Genomic DNA, 24509 nt, shown 5'->3' on the forward strand with positions numbered 1-24509 from the left:
AAGGGAGACTCGAGCGATAGCGAACAGGCGAAGCAAATCACACTCGCTTATCGACAAAGATTGGCGACATTCTTTGCGGAGTCTCTAATGTGATTTCTCCCTTCGGTCGAAATGACAGGAAAAGTAAACTTTGTGTGTTCTGATCCTGTTTAAGAAGAAGATGTTGTTCTGCTGGAAGATTTACGAATGTGTAATTCTGGAGCAAGAACTACCTTTTTTTCTATTTTAATCGTCTCCGTTTTATCGACCTGTTCCAGAAAAACACGAGCAGACATTTTTCCCATTTCAAGCGGAGACTGATCTACAGAAGTAATCGATAATTCCATAAATTTCGTGAAAGGCTCATTACTGAAACCCGCTACGCAAAATTCTTTAGGAATACTGACATTTCTTTCTTTTAGTTCCTGAATAGCACCTAAAGCAGCAAAATCACTTGATGAAAATATAGCATCAGGAGGTGTTTCCAACTGAAGTAAAAGCTCTATGGCCTGCTTTCCGTGGTCAACGGTACTTTTTACAGGAATGACATATTTTTCGTCAAATGTTATTCCATGGTCTAATAAAGCCTGTTTGTATCCTAAAAATCGGTTTTTAAAGATTTCAAGCGACTGATCTCCTGATAAGTGAGCAATATTTCTACAGCCTTCATCAATTAAATGTTTAGTCGTTTGGTAACCGCCTCTAAAGTCATTTATGGTTACAGAACTCACTCCGTCAATATGTTTGCTTCTGTCGAAAAAGATAAGCGGAACATTTTTTTGCAAAACATATTGAAAAGCACCGTCATTTTCTCCCGTTACATCGGTAACCGACATGATGATACCGTCTACCTGGGCATCTATTAAAGTATATAAGTTTTCGTTTTCTCTTTTCGGATTTTCGTGTGTCTGGCAAATAATTACCTGATAACCATGTGGGTGAAGTTCTTCTTCTATTCCTCGGATAACCGAAGCGAAAAAGTTGCTGTCGATACGCGGAACTATAACGCCAATATTATTACTTCGGCCGCTTTTTAATGCTAGCGCCAGCTTATTTTGCTTATAGTTCATTGAAGCCGCAGTTTTAATAACCAACTCGCGCGTGCTCTCTTTTATTTTCGGATTATTGTTTAATGCCCGCGAAACGGTAGCAGCGGTGATATTTAATTTTTCGGCAATATCGTAAATGGTTATCTTTTCGCTCATTAAAAATGGTTTTTCATATTTATCTCTGACAAAAATACATTTTTTTTTATAACGTTTTACATATTGTTATCGATTACCATAATTTATAATTAAAACGATTTCGATTCTACAATGATAATAAATTATCTAATTTTTTACATTAACTGTAATTATATTCCGTAATAAAAATTAAATATATAATTAATTTTCAAATAAATTTGGTGCATTAAAACTATTTTTCTACTTTCGTGTAATCGATTACATAGTTACACTGTTTTGTAAATCAATCCTAAAATAGAATAACATGATTACAGGGAAAGTTAGAATGTTTAAATCAGTTTTAATGGCAGCTACAACAGCTTTCACGATGCTGTCTTGTGGAAAGCAGGCTTTAACTGTTTCTGAAGCTGATCCCTGGAAAAACAAAGACCTAATTGTAAAAAGTATCTCTAAAACCCGTTTTTTAGATAAGACCTATAATGTTAATGATTTTGGAGCAGTCGCTGATGGAAAGACATTAAATACACTGGCCTTTGAAAAAGCAATAAAAGCATGTGCTCAAAATGGCGGAGGAAAAGTGTTGATTCCTGATGGAAAATATGTAACAGGCGCCATACATTTAGAGAATAATGTAAACCTGCATTTGGATGATCATGCGGAAGTCCTTTTTAGCATCGATCCAAAAGAGTATCCTATAGTTCATACCTCCTTTGAAGGAACAGAACTGATGAATTATTCGCCGCTTATTTACGCCAAAAACAAAACCAATATAGCCATTACCGGAAAAGGAACTCTAAACGGACAGGCAGATGCTACGAACTGGTGGATTTGGTCCGGTGGTAAAGATTATGGCTGGAAAAAAGGAATCCCTTCGCAAAATGATCCTCAAAATCGTGCCGTTTTGATCGATATGGCCGAAAAGGGAGTTCCGGTAAAAGAAAGAAATTTTGGTGAGGGACGCTATCTGAGACCTAATTTTATGGAGTTTTTTGAATGCAGTACCGTTTTGGTTAAAGATGTTACCATTATAAATGCTCCCTTTTGGATTTTACATCCTTTAAAATCAAACGACATTATCATTGACGGAGTTACCGTAAACAGTCATGGTCCTAATAATGACGGTTGTGATCCTGAATATTCGCAAAATGTACTTATTAAGAATTGTACCTTTAATACTGGTGACGATTGTATCGCGATCAAAGCAGGTCGCGATGGCGATGGACGACGAGTAGCAATTCCAAGTAAAAATATTATCGTTCAGAACTGTAAAATGATTGACGGTCATGGCGGAGTAGTTATTGGAAGTGAAATATCGGCGGGTGTCAATACTGTTTTTGTAGAAGACTGCGTCATGGACAGTCCAAATTTGGATCGTGCCATCCGAATCAAGACCAATTCAAAAAGAGGCGGAGTCATTGAAAATGTATTCGTTCGAAACCTTGAAGTAGGTACTGTGAAAGAATGTGTTTTAAAATTAAATATGTTTTATAATGTTTACGGTTCACAAACCGGCAATTTTATTCCAACCATCAGAAATATCAGCCTGGAAAATATAAACGTCAAAAATGGAGGGAAATATGGAGTATGGGCAGAAGGCTATGAGCAATCTCCGGTAGAAAATATTACCCTTAAAAATGTAGTCATTCAAAAAGTAGATTCAGCACATTTGCTTAAAAATGTAAAGAACATACAATTTATTAATACCTATATCAATGAAAAAAAAGTAGAATAACTTACGAATTAAAAACTATCAATTAACCAAACCATTTTAAAAAACTATGAATACCAAAGAACTATTAAAGAAAAAAATAAAATACAGTCTTGTATTTTTATTTTTCCTGAATTTTTTGTTGAGCAGTGCAACTTATGCGCAATCGACTATAGTGGAGGGGAAAATTACAGATGCTGCGGGATTATCATTACCTGGTGTAAACATTCAGGAAAAGGGAACTAAAAACGGAACCTCTACAGATTTTGAAGGAAGTTTTAAATTGAATGTGACTAATAATAAAGCGATTTTAATTGTGAGTTATTTAGGCTTTCAGACACAAGAAGTAAGTATTGCAGGAAAATCGAAAGTGAATGTGAGCCTGGCGGAACAATCCAATTCGCTAAATGAAGTAGTGGTTGTAGGATATGGTACCGCAAAGAAAACAGACCTTACCGGAGCAGTCAATACTTTGTCGGCAGCTAAAATTACCGAAAGAAACGTTACCAATCCGATGGAAGCCATTCAGGGAGGTATTGCGGGAGTTCAGGTAACTTCAAACAGTGGTCGTATTGGTGACGGTTTTAACGTTGTGATCAGAGGAACAAACTCAATCAATAAAGACGGTTCTAAACCTCTTTTTGTCGTGGATGGCGTACCAACAGATAATATTGACTTCCTGAATCCGCAGGACATTGCGAGAATGGACGTATTGAAAGATGCCTCTTCTGCTGCCATCTATGGTTCCAGAGGAGGAAGCGGGGTTATTATTGTAACGACCAAAAGCGGAACAAGTGCTAAGTCTGGCGTTACCGTTACTTTTGACAGCTCTTACGGTAACAAAGAGGCAGTAAGATTACCAAAATTAATGAGTCCTGAAAAATGGTGGTATTATCACCAATCGGCATTTTTGGCAACTACTATTTCAGCAACCAATCCAACCTATAATGATGTTGATGCTTCAGAATTGAATGCTGCTGTGGGACAGGCTGGTACAAACCCTGTGTTATTTCAGAGAGTGGCTAAGAATCAAAGCTACAACTGGCAGGATGCAGTTCTTAAAGGAGGAATGATGCAAAACAATTACTTAAATGTTTCCGGTCGTGCCGATAACGGACTGTCCTACAACATTGGTCTTGGAGCTCAGAAAGAAACGGGAGTAATTGATAATGAAGGAATTGATAAATACAATTTTAAAGCAGGTTTGAATCATAAAATAAACGACAAAATTTCATTTGGAGTTAATCTTACTATTTCTAAAACCTCTGAACAGCTAGGGAGTCCAACAGCCATGCAGGAAGCTTTCAGACAAAATCCATATACTTCGCCTTGGGCAATAGATGCAGCCGGTAATGAAATTGTTGGAACTTATGCACAACAACCGGGTACATTGAGATATCCTAACGGAAATTTAGCGATTAACAAAACAGGTTCTTACAATCCGCTTTTAGAAATTGCAAATTCAACAGACGAAATAGAAAGATTTACTACCCTTGGGAATATCTTCGGAGAGTATAAAATCAACAGCTGGCTATCGTTTCGTTCTACTTTTTCAGCAGGAAAAATGGACGCGAGAGAAGGAAGATCATTTGGCGCGCAAACTGATTTTGGTCTTAAAAATAAAAGTTTACCATCCGGTGACGTAACCAATGTGAACAATTTTAATTATACGTGGGACAATCAGTTTAACATCAATTACACGTTGAATAAAGACCATGTTTTTAGCTTTTTAGGTCTTCAGAGTTTCTATTCTAATACTACCGAAACGTACTTTGCAGCGTCAAGAGAAAACCCTTTTGAAACCAGTTTTTACAATTTAGGTTCAGGAGTTCAGTCGACTTACTCCTTGACACCATCAAGCGGTACTATTGCCTTAATTCCTTCAGGCGTGTTCAGTCCGTACTCTAAAAACACTTTAGAATCGTATGCTGCCCGTTTCAATTATGCCTATCAGGGACGTTACTTGCTAACCGCTTCGGTACGTTATGACGGATCGTCTGTTTTGGCTGAAAATAATAAATGGACTGCTTTCCCTTCTGTAGCTTTAGGATGGAATGTTCATGAAGAAGGATTTATGAAAAAATTAGATTTCGTTTCTAATTTTAAATTAAGAGGAAGTATTGGTTATACAGGAAACGATAACGTAAGTCCGTATTCCAGTTTAAGTGTTTTGAAAAATCCTGCTTACTATGATTACAATGGTACCATTGCCAATGGGTTTACCGCTTCAAGTTTAGGAAACACGAATCTGACCTGGGAGAAAACAAAAGAGGTGAATTTAGGTTTGGATTTCGGATTTGTTCACAATAGAATTTCAGGTAGTGTAGACGTTTACAATCGTTTGTCTAAAGATTTATTGTTTCAACAAGCCCTTCCGTTAGAAATCGGAGTCCCAACTATTACTTCTAATGTAGGTTCTATCAGAAACAAAGGTATTGAGGTGGCGCTGGTTACTAAAAACATTCAGACTAAAAATGTTACTTGGGAGACGAGCTTCACTTTTACTAAAAACGTAAACAAACTGGAGTCTATTTATGGTCAGGATCAGGTAAGTGATGTTGGAAATAATTTATTTATCGGAGAAAATGTCCATTCGTACTACAACTATGTTTTTGATGGAGTTTGGCAGGAAAGTGAAGCGGCGCAAGCCCTTTCTTACGGTCAGAAACCGGGAGAAGCAAAAGTAAAAGATTTGAATAACGATGGAAAAATTGACGCGAATAACGACAGAGCTATTTTAGGAAACTACGATCCTAAATGGTCCGGAAGTTTCTCTACTACTTTGAAAGTAAAACAATTTGATTTGTCAATGTCGTTAATCACCAATCAGGGAATGACTGTTTTTAGCGGATTCCACGACAACTTTGCAGATGTTACCGATAGAGGACGTCAAAAATTAGATCTTGGAGACTGGTATATTCCGGCTAATGGGGCAGGTCTGGCGGCTCAGTATTCCAATACAAATCCGTTACCACGTGGAGCAGGGGTTTATTATGATACTAATAACGTAGCATTTTACAAAGACGCTTCATTTGTAAAAATTCAAAACATCGCTTTTGGGTATAGTTTTGATCAGGATTTAGTGAGCAAATTGAAAATTAAAAGTTTAAGACTTTATGTGAATGTGTTGAATCCTTTTGTATTTACCAATTACGAAGGATATGACCCTGAATGGGCAACTGCAGCATTAGCAGTGAATCGTGTTGCAACAAGGACTGTTCAGATGGGATTAAGTTTAAAATTTTAAATTAAGAAAAATGAAAAAAATAGTAGTAGTTATAGCAATACTGGCGACGACATTCAATTCGTGCTCCAATTTTATCGAAGAAGACAACCGTGCCTTTGGATCGGCAGAACAATATTTTCTTACTGCTCCCGGGTTTGAGTCATTGGTCAACACCAATTACGCCACTCTAAAAGATATATACGGCGGTGATCCGTGGCTGTTTGAAGCAGGTACCGATATGTACTCTGAAGGAAGAAATCAGGAACCGGAAGGATTGGCTAAATATTTAACCCTTTCTTCTTCGTCAGCCGGAGTAGATTTATTGTACAGAACCTGTTACATGGCCATTCAGCAAGCCAACAAAGGATTGTATTATTCAACCCTTACCGAAAAAGCAAGTACGATAGATACAAGAGTAGGGGAACTGAAATTTTTAAGAGCAAATGCTTATTTCCTTTTGGTTCAGACTTACGGAGGTGTTCCGATTGTACTAGAGAACATTAATACTGCTGTTACCTCTTTCGATAGAAATTCAGCAGAAGAAGTATACACACAAATTTTAAAAGACCTTAACGAAGCGCTTCCGGCAGTGGGTACAGGGACTTATACAGGAAGAGTGAATAAAAGAGCCGTTCAGGATTTATTAGCAAAAGTATATTTGACTAAAGGTTACGAAACTTTTGGAACACCGGCAGATTTTACTACCGCAGCTTCTTTAGCAGATCAGGTAATTGCCGGACAAGCACTTAATGTATCTTTTGCAGATGTGGTAAAACCGGGGAACGAGATGAACGCCGAAACCATTTTCTCCGTTCAGTTTTCAGTAGCTTCAAATGCTACAGGAGTAACAGCTTTGGGAAGTTCACAAAATTATTGGTTTAGCTCGTATTTAGGCGCAGCGGCAGCAGGTAACCCATATCCAAACAGAAGTTACACACTTTGTCCTACAGCTTACGCATTATCATTGTATGAGCAGGGTGATAAACGTTGGGAAAACACCTTCATGACCGAAATCTACAGCCGATACTACGATTTTTATACCGTAACGGATAAAACAGCTTTGAAAATTACAGATTTTTACGAGCCACGCTGGTTTACTTTAGCCGACAGAGCGGCCTGGAATACCGCTAATGCTTCAAGAAAAGCCAATGCAGCAACTTTCAGATATCACAATTGGGGAACCTATTCTTCGGCTGCCCCTTCAGGTGGTGATTACAACCTGATTCCGGTTCGTAAATTCGACGATCCAAATGCACCATACAGTGGTGCCACCAGTGCAAATTATAACTCAACACCTATCACACCGGCAACAAACAGAAGCAGTACCCGTGATTTTATTGTAGCAAGGCTGGGAGAAACCTATCTGGTTGCCGCCGAAGCTTACTTTAAAGCAGGTCAGCCAGCTACAGCTCTAACACGTTTGAATGAAGTAAGAAGAAGAGCAGGAGGAGGAGTTGTAGGAGCAATTCCGGTAATGACGACTATTGATATCAACACCATATTAGACGAGAGAGGTAGAGAACTATTAGGAGAATACCACCGTTGGTTCGATTTGAAACGTACCGGTACATTGGTACAAAGAGCTGTTTTATACAATCCTAAAATCACCAATGCCAACGTATTTAACGGACAGAATGGTAATCTTAAAATTCTAAGACCTATACCACAGTCAGCATTAGATTTGAACAGAAGTAAAAATTACCCTCAAAACCCGGCTTATTAAAAAGGTTTTTATGATTAGTGGTTTTAAAAATTTTGAGGTTACGTTTTTTTGAGGAAGTTATAAAGGGGCCTGATCCTGAATCAGGCTCCTTTCTTAACGAATAAATCAGATAAGTAAAAATGAAAAGAATAGGGATTGTTTTGTGGCTCTTTTCGAATATAGTTCTGGCGCAGAATCATAATACTGCAGATACTTCTTATACCGTAAATAGTACATATACTAAATTGATTAAGAAATATCCGTTTATAAAAATAGCAGTAGCGAAAAACAGGGCAAATGTGATTCAAATGGAGAATATAATCTATCATAAGAGTCAAAACAGAGCATTACATCTCGACGCCTATTGGAACAAAACTGAAAACACAAATCCGGGAGTAATTTTGATTCACGGGGGAGGCTGGAAATCGGGGAATAAAAATCAGCTGCAGGTTTTGGGGCAGGAAATCAGTTCAAAAGGATATTCCTGTTTTGCCATAGAATACCAATTATCGCCTGAAGCAAAATATCCGCAGGCAGTTTATGATGTAAAAAATGCTATTAAATTTATAAAAGAGAATGCGAAAGAATTTCATGTAGATCCAAACAAAATTGCCGTACTTGGATGCTCTTCAGGAGGTCAGATGGCAGCCTTGATTGGTACAACAAATAAAAATTCTGCTTTTGAAGATCCTGCGAACAAGAGTAGATTCTCAGCAAAAGTGAACGCAATTATTAATGTAGATGGAATTTTAGCATTTAAACATCCGGAATCGGAAGAAGGAGAAATGGCTGCTTTTTGGTTAAACGGCACTTATCAGGAAAAACGGGACAACTGGGAAAAGGCATCGGCGTTAAGCCATACCGATAAAAACACTCCGCCAACACTGTTCATCAACAGCAGTTTTGATCGGTTTCACGCAGGCAGAGAGGATATGATTGCAATTTTAAACCAAAATAAGATCTATAATGAGGTCAGAACAATAAAAGATTCACCCCATTCCTTTTGGTTTTTTCAGCCATGGTTTGAGGAAACGGTTCAATATACAACACAATTTTTAGACAGAATATTTAAACAATTACAGTAAAAAATGAAAACAAAAATCACAATAGCAACCTTACTTTTAGTCGGTATTACAGCGGTTAAGGCACAGAAATATGATATAAAAACCGCCAAAACGTATGCCGAAATTTCTGCTAAAACAGACGGAAAATGGGAAGCCCGTAAATATATTGGAGGAACTGTATTTAAAAATGTAGACAGATTGAAACTGGCACCGGAGCATACAGACCATTCTTTTGACATTCGTTACGAAGGACCAGGCTGGGAAAGCAATCGAATAGGATATCGTTTGTACTTAGACTGGCGAAATGCGATTGACATTTTCGGTAAAAAAACATCAGAAATTGTTTTGCCAAAAGTAGGTCAGGATAATTTTGATTCCTATCACGAGATGAGCGATTGGGGAGCCGATATTCTAAAAGCAGGAAAGGGAATCGGGATAGGATCCATAGATCGCTACTTAAACAATGAAAAATTGCATTTCTATGAAGTAGATTCGGCTATTGCTACAGTAGTAAATAAAACCAATGAATCGGGTGTAAAAGTGCAATATTATGGATGGAAAACGGCTTCGGATAAAATTGATTTTACCTCAGTTTTGACCATTAAACCAAATGAACTGTACACGCAGCATACCATTCAGGCATCCAAAGAAATCAAAGGAATCTGTACCGGAATTGTAAAGCAGAAAAATACGGAGCTTCTTAAAAAAGAAAGCAAAAATAAAAAATGGGCTTATCTGGCTACGTATGGTCAACAATCATTAGTTCCGGACAAATTAGGAATGGCCATTTTTTATCAAATTAATACCATCGAAAATACTCCTGATACAGATTTAGATTATCTTTTAGTATTTAAGCCTACTACAAAAGCAACTTCTTTTTACTTTTTAGGCGCCTGGGAACAAGAGCCAAACGGAATTAAATCAAAAGAAGAGTTTGTGAAATATTTAGATCAAAAGTTGGAAGTATTGAATAGGAAGGGGAAGATGTAAAAGAGTGAAGAGTGATGAGTGAAGAGTGATGAGTGAAGAGTGATGGGTGAAGGGTGAAGGGTGAAGAGTGAAGAGTGAAGAGTGAAGAGTGAAGAGTGAAGAGTGAAGAGTGAAGAGTGAAGAGTGAAGAGTGAAGAGTGAAGAGTGAAGAGTGAAGAGTGAAGAGTGAAGAGTGAAGAGTGAAGAGTGAAGAGTGAAGAGTGAAGAGTGAAGAGTGAAGAGTGATGAGTGAAGAGTGATGAGTGATGAGTGATGAGTGAAGAGTGAAGAGTGAAGAGTGAAGAGTGAAGAGTGAAGAGTGAAGAGTGAAGAGTGAAGAGTGAAGAGTGAAGAGTGATGAGTGAAGAGTGAAGAGTGATGAGTGAAGAGTGAAGAGTGAAGAGTGAAGAGTGAAGAGTGAAGAGTGAAGAGTGAAGAGTGAAGAGTGAAGAGTGAAGAGTGATGAGTGATGAGTAAAGAGTAAAGTGTGTCAGAGATTAAAAGGATTAAAAAATCTGCATATTCTGCATGATCTGCGAGAGAAAAAGATATTCGTAATTTAATACACAAGTTAACCTAATCCATTTTAATCTGTGGCAAAAAAGGCCAACTACCAGAATGTTAGTTTTATGCTTAAACCGACTTTTATAAAAACCAATTGGATTGTTTTACTGTTGATTTTCAGTAGTAAAACAATGGCGCAGACGACTGAAAATTGCGTCTTACCTGACAATTTAAAGTGGACACAGAGAACAGCGCTTACAATTATAGATAAATATCCAAAGGCCTGGCAGATCGACGGCACTGAAAAGCCAAAATGGGATTATAAAATGGGATTTGTTTTGTTTGCTTTTGAAAAATTATATCAGAAAACAAATGATAAAAAATATTTCAGTTATATCAAAGAATATGCAGATGAACTGATTGATGCCAATGGAAAGATCGCGAAGTATGATAAGAACGAATACAATATTGATTGTGCCAACCCGGGCAAACTGTTGTTCGGACTTTACGACGAAACTAAGGACAAACGTTATTTAGAAGTACTACGGGAGCTCCGGGATCAGTTAGACCATCAGCCCAGAACCGCAAGTGGAGGATTCTGGCACAAGCAAATTTATCCCAATCAAATGTGGATTGATGGTTTGTACATGGCCGAGCCTTTTTACACTCAATACACGGTGAAATTTGAAAATGGTAAAGCTTTGAACGATATTGCCAAACAATTTGAATTGGTGCACGATCATTTGACAGATAAAAATACAGGCTTGGTTTATCAGGCTTGGGACGAGAGTAAGGAAATAGCTTGGGCAAATCCGCAAACGGGGACTTCGCCAACCATCTGGGGACGTGGTATAGGCTGGTACATGATGGCTTTGGTTGAAACATTGGAATACTATCCAAAAACACACCCCAAGTACAAAGTGCTAAAGGAATACCTGAATCAAATCGCCAAAACTGCCGTACAGCATAAAAGCACATCTGGTTTATGGTATCAGATTGCTGATAAGCCCGAAATAAATGGGAATTTTTTAGAAGCATCATCGTCAGCCATGATTATTTATGCTTTAGCAAAAGGAACAAATAAAGGATATTTGAGTTCAGTCTATAAAAAGACAGCGCAAAAGTCATTTGAATCCTACGCAAAAGAATTTGTGACTACTGACGATCAGGGCCATATTGTGATTTCAAAGGTATCTTCGAATGTGGGTTTAGGAGGAAAACCATTTCGAGACGGATCAAATGAATATTATATCAAAAGTAAGGCAAAGGACAACAGTTCACCGGCTCTTGCTGCATTTTTGCTGAGCGCATTAGAATTAGATAAATAGTAGAATTTAAAATAAAGTATAAATGAGAAATAAGAATACAAAAGGTTATTTTACAGCAATGACGTTGGTTTGTCTGATGGTCTTTGCAAGCTGTAAAGTCACTTCGCAGGAACCTTCAAACAAAGAAATTGTGATCGGAAAGGATTTAAAATGGTCTGATAAAATGGCTTTGACTTTAATGAAACGTCATCCCGAAAGTTATAGGATCGATGATTCAAAAACAGCAAAATGGGATTATGTTCATGGATTGGTTTTACATGCTATTGAAGAACTGAACAAAAAAAATCCGGATCCAAGATACGCAGCCTATGTAAAAAGCTATGCAGATGTTCTTGTTCAAAACGACGGTACGATTAAAACCTATGAACTGGACAAGTACAATATTGACTTAGTTGTACCGGGACGCTTGTTGTTTGATCTTTACGCTGCTACCAAAGAAGAAAAGTATTTAAAAGCGCTTCAGCTACTACGCAAGCAGTTGACAGAGCAGCCAAGAACAGCCAGTGGTGGATTTTGGCACAAACAAATTTATCCGAATCAAATGTGGTTGGACGGTTTGTACATGGGTGAACCATTTTATGCCCAATATACTGTTACCTTTGAAGGAGGAAAAAGTCTTGATGATGTTGCGAAACAGTTTGAGTTAATTCAATTGCATGCAACAGACCCAAAAACAGGTTTGTTGTATCACGGTTGGGATGAGAGCAAACAAATGCCTTGGGCAAATAAGGATAGCGGAACCTCTCCTAACTTTTGGTCAAGAGCTTTAGGCTGGTATGTAATGGCATTGGTTGATGTTTTGGATTATTTCCCTAAAAACCATCCGAAACAAAAAGAACTGGTAAAGTACCTGAATACGGCTTCGGTTGCTTTAGCTAAATATCAGGACAAATCCGGTTTATGGTATCAGGTTACGGACAAAGGCGGGGCAGAAGGAAACTATCTTGAAGCTTCGGGATCGTCAATGTTTGCTTATGCTTTTGCAAAAGGAGCGAACAAAGGATATCTGCCTGCAAAGTATAAAAATTTGGCCAATAAAGCTTTTGACGGTTTAACCAAACAATTGATCAGGGTAGATGCTGATGGTGGAATCACACTTACGCAAGCCTGTCAGGTGGCAGGTTTGGGAGGGAATCCATATCGTGATGGATCGTATACGTATTATGTAAACGAAAAGAAAAAAGACAACGATCCTAAAGCAACAGGACCATTTATTCTAGCAGCTGTTGAATTAAACAGATAATATAGAACTAAACGGACAGGTTTTTAAAACCTGTTGGTTTAATTGGATTAGAATAACAAAATAAAATTTTAAAATGATTAAGTTAAAAAATATCCTATTGCTTTTTGGTATGGCTCTGAGTTTTGGTATTCAGGCACAGAACACCTATAAAAACTGGCCGGATGTCATTCGAAAAAATGATGCAGCCTGGTTCGGTACCGATGAGGCCAAAAATATAGCAGAGAATGTACTGCTCTACCAAAGAGAGATAGGCGGGTGGCCCAAGAACATTCAAATGCAGAATGAATTAACGCCGGAGCAGAAAAAGGATTTACTGAAGCTTAAAAAAACAACTGCAGAAACGACTACAGACAATGGGGCAACGTGTCAGGAGATGCTTTTCATGTCTAAAATGTACGCGCAGGTAAAAGACGACCGATACAAAGAATCGTTTTTAAACGGATTGAATTATTTGTTGGAAGCCCAATATAAAAATGGGGGATGGCCTCAGTTTTACCCTTTAAAAAAAGGCTACTATACGCACATCACGTACAATGATGATTCGATGGTGAATATCCTGAACATTATACGTCAGGTAAGTGAAGAAACCGATTATTTTAGTATAAAACCGTCGAAAGCAATTGTCGAAAAAGCGAAAGAATCTTTCCGAAAAGGAATAGATTGTATTTTAAAAACACAATACAGACAGAATGGTATTTTAACAGCCTGGTGTGCACAACACGATGAGGTTACTTTAGCACCTGCAAACGCAAGAGCATTCGAACTGGCATCGTTAAGCGGTTCTGAATCCGCAAAAATTGTATTGCTTTTAATGTCGGTCGAAAAACCTTCTCCTGAAATTATTACAGCCGTACAAAGCGCAAAGCTTTGGTTTGAAAAAACAAAAATCACCAACCTGGAAGAAAAGCGTGTTTTAAATGACGCCGGAAAAGTGATCGATAAAAAAATGGTTGTAACGCAAAATGCAGCCCCGATCTGGGCGAGATTTATGGATCTTTCTACCAATGAACCCTTCTTTTGTGATCGTGACGGAATCCGAAAAAAATCAATAGAGGAAATTGGTGCCGAAAGACGAAACGGCTATTCCTGGTATTCAGATTCACCCAAAGAAGTACTTAAAAAATACACCGCTTGGGCTGTAAAAAACGGAGTAAAAATAACGTCGAAAGAATCTTCAGAATCCCAAAAAAGCAACCGGATTACCGTTGCTTTAGACGGCTCTGGTGATTTTACAAAAATTCAGGATGCCATAAATGCGTGCCCTTCTTTTCCTTATGAAAAGGTAACTGTTTTTGTGAAAAACGGAACTTATAAGGAGAAAATCCGTATTCCGGAATGGAACAGTCAAGTGACCCTAATTGGTGAAAGCAAAGAAAATACCATCATTACTTTTGATGATAACTTCTCTAAAATTAACGTCGGGAGAAACAGTACTTTTCATACCTATACCCTTTTAGTGGAAGGCGATGATTTTTCGGTATCCAATTTAACGATTAAAAATGCTTCAGGTGATAACGGTCAGGCCATTGCACTGTCTGTTGTAGCAAACAGAGTTCAGATTTCAAACTGTTTAATTCTCGGAAATCAGGATACGCTCTATTTGTCCGGAAAAGAAGCCAAACACTACATTAAAGACAGTTACATCGAAGGAACAACCGATTTTATCTTCGGAAGTGCAACAGCTCTATTTGAGAACTGCGAGATTCACAGTATCAAAAACTCCTATATTACTGCTGCTTCAACACCTGAAGGAACCGCTTTTGGATTTGTTTTTAAAAATTGCAAACTCACGGCTGAGCCGGCAGCAACAGCAGTTTATCTAGGTAGACCTTGGCGTATCTATGCCAAAACCGTTTATATGAACTGTGATTTGGGAAAGCATATCAGACCGGAAGGTTGGGAAAATTGGTCAAAACCCGAATCGGAAAAAACAGCTTTTTATGCCGAATACAATTGTAAAGGCGAAGGAGCTCAAAATGCAAAAAGAGTGTCTTGGTCACATCAGCTCACAAAAAAAGAAGCTGAAAACTACAGCACAGAAAACATTCTAAAAGACTCAATTCCAAATTGGTATTCCGGTCAGGCAGCCATAAAGTAAGAGTAAAAGATTCGCAAAAGCCTTAGCATCTTAGCCACTCAGAACCTAAGAACCTTTAAAAAAACATGACTTTCAAACACTTCATTTTTCTATTCCTTTCCTGGGCTTCTTTTGCTCAGAGTACTGAATTTCCATCGACTAAGGTTGATTCAATTGTCAATAGAATCCAGCTTCCCGTATTTCCTTCGTATCAAATTAATATGGTAAAGTTAGGAGCAAAGGGGGATTCCATTACCAATAACAAACTTTTCTTTGACAAAGCAATGGCTTTGTGTAAAAAGAATAAGGGCGGAACAATCATTGTTCCAAAAGGAATTTATAAAATCAATGGTCCGATTCATTTTGTGAGTAATGTCAATCTTAAATTAGAAAAAGGAGCAAAAATTAAATTCAGCGATACTCCGACAGATTATTTACCAATGGTTTTAACGAGTTGGGAAGGAACAATGTTATACAATTACAGTCCGTTGATTTATGCTAATGAATGTTCGAATATTGCCATAACGGGAGAAGGAACGATTGATGGTAACGGAGGTAAAATCTGGAAAAGTTTTAAAGCAAAGGAAGGCGCCGGAAAAAACAGAAGTCGTGATATGAACCATAATAGTACACCTTTTGAGGACAGGAAATTTGGAGAAGGATACTTTTTGCGTCCGCAGATGATTCAGTTTTTAAATTGTAAAAACATTTTGGTTGAAAATATTCATATTGAAAATTCTCCTTTTTGGTGTTTGCATCTATTGAAATCGCAGAGCATTACCGTGCGTGGTGTGCATTACAAATCATTGAATCATAATAACGATGGAATTGATCCTGAGTATGCAAAAGATGTTTTAATTGAAAATGTGACCTTTGATAATGGTGATGATAATGTAGCCATAAAAGCCGGACGAGATCATGAAGGAAGAGCTAATTCGGCTACTCCAAGCGAGAATATTGTCATTAGAAATTGCAAGTTTAAAGGACTTCATGGAGTAGTGATTGGGAGCGAAATGTCGGCGGGAGTTCAGAATGTATTCGTCGAAAACTGTGAAACAGCAGGATATTTAAAACGAGGCATTTATTTGAAAACCAATGCTGACAGAGGCGGTTTCATCAGGAATGTTTTTGTGCGAAACGTAAAACTCGATGAGGTCGAGGATTGTTTGTATATCACAGCCAATTATCACGGAGAAGGAAGTGGTTTTCAATCTGAGATTTCAAATATTTCATTCTCCAATATTACCTGCAACAAGGCCACGGCATCCGGAATTGTAATTCAGGGATTTCCGGATAAAAAAGTACGTAACATCTCCTTTAATGCTATCAATATCAAGTGGGCAAAAAATGCGATTTCAAGCGAAAATGCCAAAGATGTATTGCTCAACGAAGTTGTTATCGGAGAAAAAGCAACGGTGCCAACGGCAGCGAAATAGTTTTTTTAAAGGATCGGAGTGGCTAAGGTACTAAGGTACTGAGTTTTTTGTTTTAGGTTTTAAAAAGTTTTACTTATTTTCAAAAACACATTAACTATGTGAGAGAAATATATTTCTCTTTTGTATTCTTTTTTAAATTTAGAAACTATGTTTCTATGTGTTCAATATTATTTTTTCGAAGTACACTAAACGGATTAATTTTAAATCAAATGACTAAATATTATCTGCTAATTATCGGTTTGTTTTCAGTGGCTTGTTTCGCTCAGAAAACAACACTTTATACTATTGGTGATTCTACAATGGCCAATAAAAAAGATCCCGAACGCAATCCGGAACACGGTTGGGCACAGGTTTTACAGCTTTTCTTTACCGAAAATATTGTGGTTGAAAATAAAGCCGTAAACGGACGCAGTACCAAAAGTTTTATCAATGAAAAACGATGGGATTCGATTTATAAAAAACTCAAAAAAGGAGATTACGTTTTCATCGAGTTTGGCCATAATGACGAAAAAATCGAAGATTCAACCCGATATACAAACCCGCATACCAGCTACCGCTATAACCTGATTAAGTTTGTAAAAGAAAGCCGCCAAAAGGGAGCAACCCCCGTATTGTTAAGCTCCATCGCGAGACGTAATTTTAATGAAAAAGGAGTTTTAATACCCACACACGGTGATTATCCTTTAATAACCAGACTGGTGGCGCAAGAATTTAAAGTCCCTTTCATTGATCTCGAATATTTGACAGAAATATTAGAACAAACCTACGGCCCCGAAAAATCGAAACTGCTGCATTTGCATTTTAAAGCCGGTGAAAATGCCTATTACGATAGCGATAAAAATGATGATACCCATTTGTCATTAAAAGGAGCCACAGAAATTGCCAGAATGGTAATCAATCAAATTAAAGCAGCAACAGATCCTGCCTTGGCTGCATTAAAAAAAGGAATTAAATAGAAGACTTATACAAAAAAAACGAATAGACAAATTAGTTTCTTATTTGTCTTATTACGATAGTTTTATGGCTTATTGTGGTGCTTGAGAGAAAATGTTACAATTAAATTTGCTGTATACTTTAATTACTTCTTCATTATTTTTTAAGAAGAGAAGAGGAAGGTTAAAAGTGTATGATTTATTAATAAGTAACACTGGTAACAGCATATGGGCACCTCTACTTTTTCATTGGAGTTTGATTTGAATATTGCAGAGATACGTAATTTGCATAAGATGTACTTCAAAGATCTGTACAAACAAAGAGTAATGTTTTTTTTAGCAGTTACTTTACTGGTCTTTGTTTATTCAGATTGGAAAGGGAACAATGATTTTTTTCAATGGATTATAAAAGACTTGTTTTTGGTGATCCTTTTTTTACTTTTTCATTATCCAATAGTAAATACAATTTGCAAAGTAACTTTTCGATTGGTTAGAAAATTATTAAAATTTGATCGTTTTTCACGTCAGTACAAATTTAGTTTTACGAATTCATTTATAGAGGTACATTCCCCCCTAGGCGGATTTACTCATAGATGGTGCCAGATAGAGAAAGCAATTCTCACTAAGGACTGTTTTCTGTTATATATTAAAGACAAAAATGGTTATATTATCTCAATTTCAAACAAAGAAAATTGTAGCAAGAAAATAGAAAAACTAATTGCATTTATTGATTGCAATGTTACCCGGGTAGAAAGAATCTGATTGATGGGTAAGAGATTTTTTTAACAAAAGTAAAAGCTAGAATAAGGGAATAAACCATTTTTCATAGTTGGAGTTTGGTACGACAAATACCTTCATTTTTGAAGTCTTTTGAGTCGAATCCGGCGCATATTTGACGTTTTTTTGTAAAAATAGGAAGAATTTCAATTGCGGAAAGGGGTGAAAATCTAGTTTTTTGATGTGTTTTGAAGCTACAAAATGAAATTTTATTGAAAATACTACGGAATGCCTTACAGGGCAGGAGTTATCAGGGGTGGAAAATAAAATATTGACTATTAGTTTGTTGTGAAAAATGAAATGCAAAAAAGAGAAAAAGTAAATTTATCGTTAAGTCAGAGACCTAAAAATGAGGATAAATTTAACAGCAAATGTGTTGTAACTCCCATTCAAACTTCTATTTTTGCGACTTAATTTAATAATTATAAGCATGAACGATCTATTAGTAAAAATCAACGCCGAAATTGAAACATTTAAAGCAGAGGCTGAATCATTAACTGAAAAAGGTGTTAAAGCTGCTGGACCAAGAGCGCGTAAATCTACTTTAGAAATTGAAAAACTTTTAAAAGAGTTTAGAAAAGTTTCTATCGAAGAATCTAAAAAATAATATTTTTTTTCGAAAGAAAAAGACCTCGCTTAATGAACTTTAAGCGAGGTTTTTTTATGCGAAAATTTTAGAAAGATTTCTATGTAAAAAGTTATTCAGGATTGACAAAAAAATGCAGGCAGATATAGTTTTTTAACAACAGTGTCAACTTCCAAATCTTGCTTATTCTTATTAAAAATAATAGATCCTTTAGATGATTGCATTTATTGGAATTAGTGTTCTAGAACCATAAATAAGGCTGAAAGCCTAAAAGCACAAGCATAGTGCAACGCACTATGATCTAAATTACAAGACGTAAACCATCATTTCTATTGAATCATTTTTTAAATCAACCAACGGTTTTTAGTATTGCCCGGATCGAAGTTTAATTTTATAGTTGTATTTTAGACACATCGGTAAAAAGAGTTAGACAATCTTTTGTTAAGGAAGGAAATCAATATTACCGTGTGTTAAACAGACTTGCTAATATAAAATTGTTTTTAGAATGAGTAACGGAAAAAGTCTAAAGGCAGTTGCCTACGGAGAAGTACTTTGGGATGTTTTTGCTGCAGAAAAAAAGGTTGGAGGCGCACCATTAAACGTTGCCCTGCGAATGCAATCGTTAGGCTGCAATGCAGCAATGATTAGCTGTGTGGGAAATGATGAAGATGGTGTTGCCATTATTAATCATATAAAAAATCTTGGACTCGAAGCAGAAGCGATAATCAAGTCAGAAGATTTTCCAACCGGTCTGGTTCATGTGACCCTGAACGAGAAAGGTTCGGCGAGTTATGTCATTCATTATCCGGCGGCCTGGGATAAGATTGTTTTGAGTGATTTTGCCAGAAGTTTGGCAGCGAATGCCGATGTTTTGATTTTTGGAAGTTTAGTTTGTCGGGATGAGGTATCGAGAAAATCTCTTGAAGAATTGTTACAGACAAATGTTTATAAAGTTTTTGATGTCAATTTAAGAAAGCCTCATTATTCCTATGAGATTTTAGAACAGTTGATGCATGCCGCCAGTTTTATAAAGTTTAATGATGAAGAATTATTAGAAGTTTCCGCAGCACTGCATTCGCCTTTTACCACACTGGAAGAAAATATTTATTTTATTGCAGAGAAAACTAGTACGAATGCTATTTGTGTAACCAGAGGGCAATATGGTGCCGTATTGCTTTGGGAGAATCAATTGTATGAGAATTACGGTTATACTGTAAAAGTTGTTGATACAGTAGGGGCTGGGGATTCTTTTTTAGCTGCTTTGATTGCTTCATTGCTTACCGGAAAAAAGCCTCAGGACGCAATTGATTTTGCTTGTGCTGTAGGTGCCTTAGTTGCTGCGTCACCCGGTGCCAATCCCGAGATTCCGCTTTCAAAAATTGAAGGCCTTCGGATTGGGACAGTTTAATTCTAAGAAGATAATTGGTAAGCCCTTAAACAAATTCTGATTAAGGGCTTTTTTGTTTTTTATCATTAAGGCGAAAAATGAAATCTAATAGAGATAAAATCAACGGTCTACACCATTGGATATAGGTAAAAGTTTACATTTCAGAATTAATTACAACAGTTAGTTATATTCTATTAGGAGGTTTGTAAGAAAGAAAATACATAGAATGCGTAATATTGCGAAAGAGAGTTTTATTCAAAAAATAGAGACCGCTAATGGTTGCTTTTTTAGGAATATAAACCACTTTTAATTATCGCTGAATTTGGTATTCAGTATAATTATTTCTTGTCTTTTATTAATAATCTTTAATTACTATGTTCATTACCCTTACTCAGGATCAGGTTCAGTTTCAGTATGGTTCAAAACGATGGCAATACTGTTTTAATGAAATTACAGAACTTGGTTTACTCAAAAAAAAGAAGACCTATCTTCTTGAAAACGGAGTTTTTACTCTGACTACCGCTTTGGCTTATTATTGTATGTTTTTTTCCAATTTAAATGATTTGTATTATATCGGCCCCACGATTATAGTATATGCTATTCTTATCATTTTAAGATTCTATAATACTTTTGAATTTGACTATTATGTTATTGTAAAAGATGTATATAAAAAAGAGATCAAAGTAAAAATTAAGGTTTTAGACCGTCAAGAAATCGGGAAACAGATCGATGAGTTTCTAAACCTGAATTTTAACAGACTTTTGAAGAAAACGAATACAAAACTATAAAATTTAATAATGTTATTAGATGAAATTTCCCAAAATGATCTTTTGGTTATAGCCCTTGCCATACTTTATGGTTTTATTATTACCACCAGAAAAAAATGAAAATCTGCTGCTTCATAAACCTACGATTGAAGTAGTATGATCGCATACTAAAAAAGTATGGCTGTACTACTATAAGTTTAATAGCGGTTGGTTTTTAGCGATACAAAATACCCCAAATAAAATTATGACCTCTTCGATAAAAAGTAAAATAAAAAGCATAAGAGAACTAAAAAATTACACGCAGGAATATATGGCAGATCAGTTAGGTGTTACACAGGCAGGATATAGTAAAATTGAGAAAGGAAAAACGATTCTTTCGTATGAAAAATTGGTTGAAATAGCCAGGATTTTAGAAGTTAGTGTAGAAGACGTAATCAGTTTTGACAGTCAGAGATACTTTAATAGTTTTAATAAAGTGAGAGGAAACAATAATGGAAGTATTCAGATTAATTCGGATAATAGCGCAGTTTTAAAGGCTTTGTATGAAGATAAAATTGTGCTTTTAGAGAAATTGTTAAGCAAAACGGAAGAAGAGTTACGTCGTTATAAAGAAAAATTCGGAGTGATTTAGTCTTAGGAAATGAAAAAAATGGGGCTCAGTAGCCCCATTTCTTATTATTTTGTATCGCAGTTATGCAGTTTGATCGTCTGTAGAAGCTTCAGGTGCGTTTGTTTTTACCGATGCTATTCCGTTATCTCGGGCGCTAGTACTTTCATACATTTCGCTTGCCCCAATAATCTGGCCGTTACTGGCTTTTAAGTTGAAATAAGGTTTTCCGCTTTTGGATTCCAGTCTGTCAAATCTTCCGTCGTCCTGCGAGTTTGTTTTAACAGACTCAATTCCGTTTAAGCAGGCCGCTTTGGTAGTATAACCTTCACTTGTTAGAATAGTTTGCCCATTACCAGCTTTTAAATTAAATTGAAATTCACCATTGGCTCTCTTAGTAATTACAAATTTTCCCATCTATTTTTTGATTAAGTTAAAAATTAAATTCATTGATATTCATAAAAATACAAAACTTCATCGTATAAAGTATAACCGGATGAAAAATAAATTACAGAGAACTAAATCATAATGATTTTTCTCTTTTTTGCAATTTTTGTTTTCTGTTGAAGCATAAAAAAAGAGACACCGTTAGGTATCTCTTTATCTCTGTCGCTAATTGTGCAGACTATTATTTTATTGTGATTGGAACTTCAACAGTTGTTTTGTCCCAGCCAATTACCAAATTCGTTACGGAACCCTGAGTAGTAAAAGCAATAGATAAGGCCTCAATTGTGTTGGATACTGGTTTTACAGGAACACTTACTCTTGCAATATCCTTACTTTCGTCATACGCATAAGCACCCCATAAATCAATTTCTTTATTGATAATGATGGTCCATTTGTCTTTTTCAGGAATAGCAAATAAACTGTAAGTTCCGGCAGGAATATTTATTCCGCCAATAGTAACCGGTTTGTAAAATTTGATTTCACTATTTTCGTTAGCACCTACACGCCAAACTTCACCAAACTTAATCAATTCACCAAAAATAGCACGTCCCTTAACAGAAGGTCTTGAATAAATAACCTTAACTGTCGGAGCCGGATTATCGGTTTTCTTGAATTTTACCGCTTTGTTTGGAGAATACGCAATATCAACCGGACTCGCATCCAAAGGAGCAAATTTAACGTCTTGTGCATTAACTGAAAAAGCTGTCAATAAGACCATTACCAATAAATTAATTTTTTTCATAGTTAGAATAGTTTTTAAGTGTTCACACAAAGTAAGAAAATCCTAAACAGAAATCATATAGTTTTTTTTCTTTTTTTGTTAATGATTTGGTAATGCGAGAGGATTGATAAGGTTCTGTTTTCGTTTTAAATACTTGCTGCCGCAAATCCTCCGTCTACTTTTAGGATCGTTCCTGTCACAAATTTAGACAGGTCACTGCATAAATACAAAAGAGCTCCGTTGACATCTTCGGGAGTCCCAAATCTTCCCATTGGAGTATGTTCGATGATTTTTTCTCCCCTTGGCGTTAGTTTTCCTTCCGGAGTCAGTAAGAGAGAGCGGTTTTGTTCTCCTATGAAAAACCCCGGTGAAATGGCATTGACACGTATTCCTTCACCATATTTAGTAGCCAGTTCTACTGCCATCCATTGTGTGAAATTGTCGATTGCTGCTTTAGAAGCGGCATATCCTACCACCCTTGTTAAGGGACGTTGTGCGGCTGCCGATGAGATGTTAATGATATTTCCCTGTTTTTGTTGAGCAAAAAGTTCCGAAAATACTTGTGAAGGCAACATAGTTCCAATAATATTCAAATCGATTACTTTTTGCAAATCTTCGGTTTGAAGGTCGTAGATGGCCTGATCCGGGCTGATGGTAGCTCCGGGCATGTTTCCTCCTGCAGCATTGATGAGAATATCGAGACGGCCGTATTTTTTTACGATAAAATCTTTGGCTTTTTCCAGTTCTTCTTTGTTCAAAACATTCGCCTGAATGGCAAAAGCTTTTCCACCTTTACTCTCTATTGCGGCTACGGTTGTATTGGCTTTTTCGATAGATTGGGAAACGATTCCGGTAATAACGCCCTGTTTGGCCAAAACGTTAGCAAAGTTACTTCCCAGTACGCCGGCACCACCAGTAATTAAGGCAATTTTTCCTTTTAGATTAAATATTGAATCCATGTAAAATTTTGTGATTGATAGTGTTTTGAATGCTGTTCCTGTTTTAAACTTAAACTTTTACTTTAATAACAATTTTTTTAAGTGAACTTTCGCTTATCATTGCTGAGTGAACATCTTCGGGAAATAGAATTGTAAACTGCTTTTCCTGTAATTCGAAAAACATATCCGGTTTGTCGTAAAAGAAACGAACATCGCGTTCATCACTGTATTCTCCGTTCGGACTAATGCATTTTTCTCTGGGTTTCCAGGCAAAAGTTTCCGGTCCTTTGATCGGAATTTGGATGTCGATATTTTTATCGTGGCATTCAAACCCTTTTATACTTTCTTCTTTAGTGGTGCCTTCGCCAACAATTACAATTACTTTTAAGCCCTCGCCAATTTCAAAGGCTCCTTCTTCAAGAATGCTGATGTCATTTTGGTTTACGTAATCAAATGCTTTTTTAAAATTAGGATGCAGGCCGTAATATCTGGCTGCGTTTTGTAACGAATCTACGATCATTGGTATTTGGTTTTTAGGTGTTTTAAGTTTCCGAATGGATTGCCGCTTGAATGCATTTGGATTTTATTTGTGATTTATTTTTTACTTTATATGTTTCGGGTTAAAGTATTGGTAATTATGTTGTTAGTTGTTTGCTTTTGTTTGATGGCAGTACTTGTCAGAAGCTCGTTTTTGGACTGTCAGTTCGTCTAAAAACAAGTATTTTTGAGACTGGAATAGTTGTATTTATACTTGATGTAAAAGGATTTAATGAGCTGATTTTTAATTTCTTGTTTTTGTGTTGAATGGTTTTTATTGGACGAGTTCCTGTTGCTTCCGCCAAAACTACTTACCGAAATGGATGTAAACAGTAGTACTCTTTGAAGCCTAAAACTACAAATCAAATTGCATTTACCACTAAGAAAATG

20 protein-coding genes are annotated in these 24509 nt (G+C 36.5%); 15 read left to right on the forward strand and 5 right to left on the reverse strand.

Going from position 1 to position 24509, the window contains the following annotated elements; all coding sequences use genetic code 11:
- Nucleotides 1-149: 149 nt before the first annotated feature.
- Nucleotides 150-1184: a LacI family DNA-binding transcriptional regulator gene (locus LNQ34_RS17800; protein ID WP_230000690.1), complete on the reverse strand. Its 1035-nt coding sequence runs from the start codon at nucleotides 1182-1184 to the stop codon at nucleotides 150-152.
- Between the two features lie 283 nt (nucleotides 1185-1467).
- Between LNQ34_RS17800 and LNQ34_RS17805 the strand changes: the two genes are divergently transcribed.
- From LNQ34_RS17805 to LNQ34_RS17870, 15 genes are all read left to right on the forward strand, one after another.
- Nucleotides 1468-2895 carry a glycoside hydrolase family 28 protein gene (locus LNQ34_RS17805; RefSeq protein ID WP_230000691.1) on the forward strand — a complete coding sequence of 476 codons (1428 nt, stop codon included), beginning with the start codon at nucleotides 1468-1470 and terminating at the stop codon, nucleotides 2893-2895.
- A 46-nt stretch (nucleotides 2896-2941) separates the two neighbouring features.
- Nucleotides 2942-6118, forward strand: coding sequence for a SusC/RagA family TonB-linked outer membrane protein (locus LNQ34_RS17810; protein ID WP_230000692.1), 3177 nt, complete (start codon nucleotides 2942-2944; stop codon nucleotides 6116-6118).
- 10 nt (nucleotides 6119-6128) lie between these two features.
- A complete protein-coding gene (locus LNQ34_RS17815; RefSeq protein WP_230000693.1) occupies nucleotides 6129-7820 on the forward strand; it encodes a RagB/SusD family nutrient uptake outer membrane protein in 1692 nt (563 codons plus the stop codon).
- 119 nt (nucleotides 7821-7939) lie between these two features.
- Nucleotides 7940-8884 (forward strand): alpha/beta hydrolase, encoded by a 945-nt coding sequence (locus tag LNQ34_RS17820; protein WP_202704207.1) that lies wholly within the window; start codon nucleotides 7940-7942, stop codon nucleotides 8882-8884.
- A 3-nt stretch (nucleotides 8885-8887) separates the two neighbouring features.
- Complete coding sequence (locus LNQ34_RS17825) at nucleotides 8888-9853, forward strand: DUF4861 family protein (RefSeq protein ID WP_230000694.1); 966 nt, start codon at nucleotides 8888-8890, stop codon at nucleotides 9851-9853.
- A 608-nt stretch (nucleotides 9854-10461) separates the two neighbouring features.
- On the forward strand, nucleotides 10462-11664 hold the full coding sequence (locus LNQ34_RS17830) for a glycoside hydrolase family 88/105 protein (protein ID WP_230000695.1): 1203 nt from the start codon (nucleotides 10462-10464) through the stop codon (nucleotides 11662-11664).
- Nucleotides 11665-11686: 22 nt separating this feature from the next.
- The gene (locus LNQ34_RS17835; protein WP_230000696.1) at nucleotides 11687-12907 is read left to right on the forward strand and encodes a glycoside hydrolase family 88/105 protein; all 1221 of its coding nucleotides are present in this window, start codon (nucleotides 11687-11689) and stop codon (nucleotides 12905-12907) included.
- 73 nt (nucleotides 12908-12980) lie between these two features.
- Entirely contained in the window at nucleotides 12981-15005 is a 2025-nt protein-coding gene (pelA, locus tag LNQ34_RS17840; RefSeq protein WP_230000697.1) for a pectate lyase, read from the forward strand.
- Between the two features lie 65 nt (nucleotides 15006-15070).
- Complete coding sequence (locus tag LNQ34_RS17845; RefSeq protein ID WP_230000698.1) at nucleotides 15071-16420, forward strand: glycoside hydrolase family 28 protein; 1350 nt, start codon at nucleotides 15071-15073, stop codon at nucleotides 16418-16420.
- Between the two features lie 209 nt (nucleotides 16421-16629).
- Nucleotides 16630-17376 carry a rhamnogalacturonan acetylesterase gene (locus LNQ34_RS17850; protein WP_230000699.1) on the forward strand — a complete coding sequence of 249 codons (747 nt, stop codon included), beginning with the start codon at nucleotides 16630-16632 and terminating at the stop codon, nucleotides 17374-17376.
- Nucleotides 17377-17679: 303 nt separating this feature from the next.
- Entirely contained in the window at nucleotides 17680-18114 is a 435-nt protein-coding gene (locus tag LNQ34_RS23655) for a YcxB family protein (protein ID WP_428979067.1), read from the forward strand.
- Between the two features lie 445 nt (nucleotides 18115-18559).
- Nucleotides 18560-18736, forward strand: a complete 177-nt coding sequence (locus LNQ34_RS17855) for a histone H1-like protein Hc1 (protein ID WP_017495627.1) — start codon at nucleotides 18560-18562, stop codon at nucleotides 18734-18736.
- Between the two features lie 484 nt (nucleotides 18737-19220).
- On the forward strand, nucleotides 19221-20123 hold the full coding sequence (locus LNQ34_RS17860; RefSeq protein WP_230000700.1) for a carbohydrate kinase family protein: 903 nt from the start codon (nucleotides 19221-19223) through the stop codon (nucleotides 20121-20123).
- Between the two features lie 353 nt (nucleotides 20124-20476).
- Nucleotides 20477-20890 carry a hypothetical protein gene (locus LNQ34_RS17865; RefSeq protein ID WP_230000701.1) on the forward strand — a complete coding sequence of 138 codons (414 nt, stop codon included), beginning with the start codon at nucleotides 20477-20479 and terminating at the stop codon, nucleotides 20888-20890.
- A gap of 223 nt (nucleotides 20891-21113) precedes the next feature.
- Nucleotides 21114-21500, forward strand: a complete 387-nt coding sequence (locus tag LNQ34_RS17870; RefSeq protein WP_230000702.1) for a helix-turn-helix domain-containing protein — start codon at nucleotides 21114-21116, stop codon at nucleotides 21498-21500.
- 60 nt (nucleotides 21501-21560) lie between these two features.
- On the opposite strand, the gene LNQ34_RS17875 is transcribed toward LNQ34_RS17870, so the two are convergent.
- The 4 genes from LNQ34_RS17875 to LNQ34_RS17890 form a co-directional block, all read right to left on the reverse strand.
- Complete coding sequence (locus LNQ34_RS17875; RefSeq protein ID WP_017495632.1) at nucleotides 21561-21893, reverse strand: YegP family protein; 333 nt, start codon at nucleotides 21891-21893, stop codon at nucleotides 21561-21563.
- A 211-nt stretch (nucleotides 21894-22104) separates the two neighbouring features.
- Entirely contained in the window at nucleotides 22105-22665 is a 561-nt protein-coding gene (locus LNQ34_RS17880) for a DUF2911 domain-containing protein (protein WP_230000703.1), read from the reverse strand.
- Between the two features lie 125 nt (nucleotides 22666-22790).
- Entirely contained in the window at nucleotides 22791-23603 is an 813-nt protein-coding gene (locus LNQ34_RS17885) for an SDR family oxidoreductase (RefSeq protein WP_202704314.1), read from the reverse strand.
- Between the two features lie 49 nt (nucleotides 23604-23652).
- Nucleotides 23653-24102, reverse strand: coding sequence for a NanQ anomerase/TabA/YiaL family protein (locus tag LNQ34_RS17890; RefSeq protein ID WP_202704313.1), 450 nt, complete (start codon nucleotides 24100-24102; stop codon nucleotides 23653-23655).
- Nucleotides 24103-24509 lie beyond the last annotated feature (407 nt).

It is taken from the genome of Flavobacterium lipolyticum, from assembly GCF_020905335.1.
GTDB classification, from domain to species: domain Bacteria; phylum Bacteroidota; class Bacteroidia; order Flavobacteriales; family Flavobacteriaceae; genus Flavobacterium; species Flavobacterium lipolyticum.